Consider the following 4,421-nt stretch of genomic DNA (forward strand, 5'->3'; position numbering starts at 1 on the left):
GCATGGCCCTTCCCACTACGTCAGCATCACCAACGACACCGGAGCCTCACTCACCTGGTCCTGCTCCTGGTCCGATCTTCACCTCGCCGCCGGGGAGACAGGTCAGCTGCGAATCCTCGACCAGCCCGACCAGGACTACGGCTGCGTCCCACAAGCAGCGACCCCCTTCGTAGCGGCGGCGCACAACAACGACATCTGCCCGTCACTGACCTCTATGACCGAGGGAAGGCAGTTCACGGCAACCGACTTCGCGAAGACCTACCGCTGCCCGTAGCTGGATACGCGACCGGTGAACGATCCCCCTACGGGACGAACTAGCTTGCCCCGCAGGAGCCGACATGAGCGGCGGGCCGTCAGTGCGTGCTCTACGCCTCACGCACGGTCAGGAACCATGCCGTGTCGCGATCGGCGCCAGTTGTAGCCGCGCCGACGAGGTCGATTGGGTCGGTGCCGAGGGAGGCTGGGTCGATGTCGAGCGGACCGTCGCCGCAGTCCACGGTTTGGACAGTGGTCTTGCCTGTCGTGACCGTGCCGGTCTTGGAGTCGGAGTCGAGATGCAGTTCGACCGTGCCATCCCCGAAGCATTCGAAGGTGATGGCGCCGGGCAGTACCGGTTGGTCGAAGGCAGATTCCAGCCGATCCCCTTCCTGCCCCGCGCTCGAATCGGACGACAGCACAGCGAGGAAAGGACCTCCCGCGTCGATGTCAGCCTGACGATCCGAGCGCCACTGGGTGAGCTGCGCGCGATCAACGGGCCCTGGCGCGCACGCGGTCATGGTGCCCACGACAGCCAGCAGGAGTGTGAGTGCAACAGAACGACGACTCATCTGCCCACCCTCGGTCCGGCCGGATTAGGTCGAGCGAGTCTCGTCGTCCGGTCTGGCGGAGAGTGTCGCGCCAGGCGACTCAACGTGCATCGAGGACGGCTCCAATCTGATCGAAGGATATATCGCGGATACGTTGCCACTCTTCCGCCTCACTCGCGGTTCCCCACCTCCGAACGAGCAGTTCGATGGTGACGTGGAGGGCATCGAGGGGGTAGCGCGTTACCTGTGCGACCCACTCGTAGGTCTGCGCAAGTCCGGCGGTCGTCGGAGTCGTGGACACGCCTCGAGCCATCAAGTGCAGCGACTCGCCGTGAGCAATGCCGGAGAGACGTGAGTAAGCCACGGCCCCGTCGATTCCTGTCGCATCCAAGACTTCCGATGCGAGCGTGGTGAAGCTCGGAGTCCTGCTGAGGAACTGGCGCAACGTCGGCATCTCCGTTGCAGCTACTCCCTCAGTGGTCTCTGCGAGTTGCGAGTGGAGAGTGGCATCGAACAGCGCCCGACCGTCCTCACCGGCGCTGTTCGGAGACATGATGCCTCGGCTGTAGAGCCCCTGTCCCTCTTTCGCCAGAAGGAGCGCAGCTCGATGCCGGCACTGAAGCGACGTGTCACTCGAAAGCATCCACCAGGCTCGCCCCAACGCTTCGACCGCTCCACGAGCGATCGTTCCGAGGGAGGTGGTCAACGGATCATCCTGTTGGAGCGCATATCCCAGCGCGCGGAGGTGATCGAGGCCGCTGGCCACAGAGATCGACATCTGGCTCACCGCCGCGGTGTAGGAGCGGTCGATGTAGAGTCCGGCCCCGAAGCCCGACGCTGGCGGGTTCTGCCAGGCGTTCATTGCGATCGTCTCCGCGCTGCGTGCCATCGCAAGGATGGCGCTACCGACCTGCGTCGCTGAATACACGTCGATAGGGCCACTGGGCCGGATGGCTGGCATCACGCACTACCTAAGCAACTGGACGGCGACGCCGGCGGCGACGTCCTCGCCCTCGATGGTGGCGAATCCGGTGACTGTGCCGATCGCGTCGACGCCGAGTGAGGAGTCCGGGACCCGGGCGACGAGCGAGGCGCCACGGTCCGTGACGTGCGTGGCGTCGTAGTTGGCTTGGGTGGCGCTCTCGAACTCGAAGACGAACGCCTTCGTCTCCTGCTCTGAGAGGCGGACGCCGAAGTGCTTCGCCGTGGCGCCATCAGCGCCGGTGAGCTCGATGGCGTAGGTCAACCATCCCACCGACTGTGGCAGTTCGAGCGGGTCGCCCAGAGTGAAGGTCGCGGTGATCCCGGAGGGGTCGGTGGCGACGTGAACGGCCAGCAACTCGCGGGGCGTCGGGGTGCTCATGCGCTCACCCTAGAACCGCCTCGGCTCCGTGGACACGCCCAGAATCCGGTGGGAGGGTGGGCGCATGTCGAAGCCTCGGACCAAGCTCGCACGTGCTGCGCTGATCAGCAACGGCATGGTCTGGTTCGGGCTATCGTTCATGCTCTTCGCAATCGCCGGCGAGCAGACCTACGCGGCGTTCACCGGTGAGTGGTTCAACGTGCTCGGGTGGGTGCTGATCGTCGCCGTGGCCGCCGGCCTGACGGTGGTCGGGGTGATCGAGAACCGGAACATCCGGGCGGGGAAGAAGTACAAGCCGCGGCCCCGCCGCTGATCGCTACTCGGCTGCAGCCTCGGCGGACACGACGGCGCGGGCGCGCTCGATGTAGCTGAGGCCGGCGGCGCGCAGCGCGTCGACCGTCATCTTGCGCTCCTCCCTGGGGGCTCCGATGACGGGCAGGGGCGTGGTGAGCAGGGCGACGTCGCGCAGGTCGTGCGCGAGGTCTTCGTCGTAGATCCCGGTGTCTCGGTCAGCGAAGCCGACGACCTTGATGCCGGTCGTGAGACCCCGGCTGGTGAGGGTGTCGCGGACGACGGTGAGGTAGGCATCCTGGTACGCGGCGACGTCGCGGTCCCAGACCTCGGTGATGGCGCGGGAGAGCCGTTCCGTCGCGCGGTACAGGTCGTACCGGGGGTCGCCTGCGTCCTTGGCGCGGTTGAGGACCGCGTGGTGGATCTCTCCGAGCTGCTCGTACTGCTCGGTGCTCAGGGAGCCGGCGGTGGACATTTCGGCGGCGAACGCTGCGATCCGGGCTGTCTCTTCGGCGGTGGTGTGTTCTTGCGTCATCGCCGCCGTGTCGACGTCGGTGCTGGCGAAGAGGTCGATCTGGTCTTGGTCAGCGAGGGCGAGGAGCCCGAAGTCCTCCAGGTCGGATTCTGCTGAGACGACGACGCTGACGGGAGTGGTGCGCCATTTGAGGGTCCGGTGGCCGCGAGCGTCTTCCTGGGCGAAGTGCTGCTCGAGCATCGCGGGGAAGCAGCCGCAGTCCTCGTGCTCGTCGTGGTGGTGGCCGATACAGCGGTCGTCGGCGCAGCCGCATTCGTCGCCGGCCCACTCCGCGATGGAGGGCGAGCCGTGCTCGCGCGCCCATTCGTCAGGGTCGATTTCCTGGGCGCGGAGGGTGCTGATCACGTCGGGGTAGAGCTTCATCGTGGGTGTCCTGTCTGATGAGGCGCGACGGCCGGCGGTCGCGACGGGTGCGAGCGCGTCCATCGTCGCATCCGGCCATGACACTGGCTGTGCTGCTGTGGTGCGAGGCCCTGGGGTCGAGGGGATTCTCCCTCCCCTGTGGGCCGGCCCGGTCGGGGTCGGGACGTTACGCGTCAGATCTGGCCGGAGCGGTGTGGGAGCGGATGGCATAGACGAGGCCGCCGATGATCAGCCCCAACGACACGATCAGCAGCGCTGTAAGGAACCAGCTCGGGTTGATTACGGCGAGTACGTCACCGGAGCCCAATTGCTCATAAGTGCACCTGAGGCCGAGCGGCCACAGTGAAGCGCCTGCCAGGGTCTCCGTTTCCACGCCGGGAAAGAGAACGCCGTACCAGGCGTAACAGGTCTCGGTGCCGTTTCTGACCTGGCCGTAGAGCTCGAAGATCAAGACCAGGAGCCCAGCGACTCCGGCTCCGATCGACACTTTCGGTCCGGTCGTCACGAAGGGTGCCCCTCTGCCATCACTGCGGTTTTCGCGTCCGTAGCCTAGCCACCGGTGAGAGCACAGGCATGATGCGGGTGCGTGGCGGGGGGGTCGAGGGGGGTTCTCCCCCTCGTGCGGGCCGGGCCGTTTCGGGTCGGCCCGCGCAGGCGCAGGCGCTCAGAGCGTGAGCGTGTGGAGGATCAGGGTCGTCGAGCCGATGGGCTTTGGGAAGTCGGTGTAGTCGAGGGTGGCGCGGCGGTTGCTGATGAGGTCGAGAGCGATCAGCTCCTCCTCGGACTCGTCCGTCATGTCGCCGGGCTCTTCGTCCCATTCGCGCAGGACCTGCCGGTCGGCGTCGAGGACTTTCCACAGTCCCCAGACGTGGGCGATGGGGCCGGTCGTTTCGTATGTGAAGACGAGGGCGGTCGCGGTGGGCCAGCCGTAGGCGGCCGCGGCGACGATCAGCGCTCGCGCTGCGGTGGCGGTCGCGTCGGCGTCGCCGGACGCGGCCGCGGCGTCGACGGCGACCTCGGCGGCGGTGCTCCGTCACCGCTGCGCGTGCGCAGCTCGCGCCCC

8 protein-coding genes are annotated in these 4,421 nt (G+C 66.8%); 2 read left to right on the plus strand and 6 right to left on the minus strand.

Features of this window, described 5'->3' with window-relative positions:
• Positions 1-274: hypothetical protein (locus C5D09_RS17660; RefSeq protein ID WP_181135074.1), on the plus strand; the 274-nt coding region annotated here is incomplete at its 5' end.
• 91 nt (positions 275-365) lie between these two features.
• Here the strand turns inward: C5D09_RS17660 and C5D09_RS16855 are convergent.
• From C5D09_RS16855 to C5D09_RS16865, 3 genes are all read right to left on the minus strand, one after another.
• On the minus strand, positions 366-785 hold the full coding sequence (locus C5D09_RS16855) for a hypothetical protein (protein ID WP_146079379.1): 420 nt from the start codon (positions 783-785) through the stop codon (positions 366-368).
• 121 nt (positions 786-906) lie between these two features.
• Positions 907-1,668 (minus strand): hypothetical protein, encoded by a 762-nt coding sequence (locus tag C5D09_RS16860; protein WP_104248325.1) that lies wholly within the window; start codon positions 1,666-1,668, stop codon positions 907-909.
• Between the two features lie 105 nt (positions 1,669-1,773).
• Positions 1,774-2,169 (minus strand): hypothetical protein, encoded by a 396-nt coding sequence (locus C5D09_RS16865; RefSeq protein WP_104248326.1) that lies wholly within the window; start codon positions 2,167-2,169, stop codon positions 1,774-1,776.
• A 64-nt stretch (positions 2,170-2,233) separates the two neighbouring features.
• On the opposite strand from C5D09_RS16865, the gene C5D09_RS16870 reads away from it, so the two are divergent.
• A complete protein-coding gene (locus C5D09_RS16870; protein WP_104248327.1) occupies positions 2,234-2,482 on the plus strand; it encodes a hypothetical protein in 249 nt (82 codons plus the stop codon).
• 3 nt (positions 2,483-2,485) lie between these two features.
• Here the strand turns inward: C5D09_RS16870 and C5D09_RS17665 are convergent, their stop codons facing one another.
• The 3 genes from C5D09_RS17665 to C5D09_RS17925 form a co-directional block, all read right to left on the minus strand.
• Entirely contained in the window at positions 2,486-3,421 is a 936-nt protein-coding gene (locus C5D09_RS17665; protein WP_181135075.1) for a hypothetical protein, read from the minus strand.
• Between the two features lie 103 nt (positions 3,422-3,524).
• Positions 3,525-3,809 carry a hypothetical protein gene (locus tag C5D09_RS16885; RefSeq protein ID WP_146082987.1) on the minus strand — a complete coding sequence of 95 codons (285 nt, stop codon included), beginning with the start codon at positions 3,807-3,809 and terminating at the stop codon, positions 3,525-3,527.
• Positions 3,810-4,022: 213 nt separating this feature from the next.
• Positions 4,023-4,154, minus strand: coding sequence for a hypothetical protein (locus C5D09_RS17925; protein ID WP_258067042.1), 132 nt, complete (start codon positions 4,152-4,154; stop codon positions 4,023-4,025).
• Positions 4,155-4,421: the final 267 nt, after the last annotated feature.

It is taken from the genome of Rathayibacter sp. AY1C9, from assembly GCF_002932315.1.
In the GTDB taxonomy this organism is placed as follows: domain Bacteria; phylum Actinomycetota; class Actinomycetes; order Actinomycetales; family Microbacteriaceae; genus Rathayibacter.

Excerpts from the sequence above, each read along its gene's own strand:
- C5D09_RS17665 (WP_181135075.1), bottom strand. The coding sequence starts at position 3,421 with ATGGACGCGCTCGCACCCGTCGCGACCGCCGGCCGTCGCGCCTCATCA.
- C5D09_RS17925 (WP_258067042.1), bottom strand. The coding sequence starts at position 4,154 with ATGACGGACGAGTCCGAGGAGGAGCTGATCGCTCTCGACCTCATCAGC.
- C5D09_RS16870 (WP_104248327.1), top strand. The coding sequence starts at position 2,234 with ATGTCGAAGCCTCGGACCAAGCTCGCACGTGCTGCGCTGATCAGCAAC.
- C5D09_RS16860 (WP_104248325.1), bottom strand. The coding sequence starts at position 1,668 with ATGAACGCCTGGCAGAACCCGCCAGCGTCGGGCTTCGGGGCCGGACTC.
- C5D09_RS16865 (WP_104248326.1), bottom strand. The coding sequence starts at position 2,169 with ATGAGCACCCCGACGCCCCGCGAGTTGCTGGCCGTTCACGTCGCCACC.